Here is a 280-nt window from a genome sequence, read left to right as displayed (position 1 = left end):
TCTGTTGATCCCGTAACTTCGTGTCCTGAAAAATCGCAAGGGCTTCCACATTATGATAAGGGTCTGTCATGCCAACAGCTTTGCGAGACCGACTCAAACCACTTGCAATCGTGGAGAGGGTAGTGGTTACACCGCTCCCCAACAGTTCACCATTAAATGATTCCATCCGACTTTCAGTTGTACGAAGAGATTGCAGGGCTTCTTCCTTATGGCTTTTGATATCTGCGGAAGAAGGATTGCTGATGCCAACTATACCTCCAATTGCAGAGTAAGCTATTGT

At 46.1% G+C, this 280-nt stretch carries 1 pseudogene; it reads right to left on the bottom strand.

Annotated elements, in window-relative coordinates:
- Nucleotides 1-280 (bottom strand): annotated as a pseudogene (locus SORDD05_RS10180) (hypothetical protein); the annotation flags it as partial.

Source organism: Streptococcus oralis (assembly GCF_001578705.1).
Classification (GTDB): Bacteria; Bacillota; Bacilli; order Lactobacillales; family Streptococcaceae; genus Streptococcus; species Streptococcus oralis_J.
The sequence above is the reverse complement of the archived record's forward strand: the minus strand, read 5'-3'. Positions and strand labels throughout refer to the sequence as shown.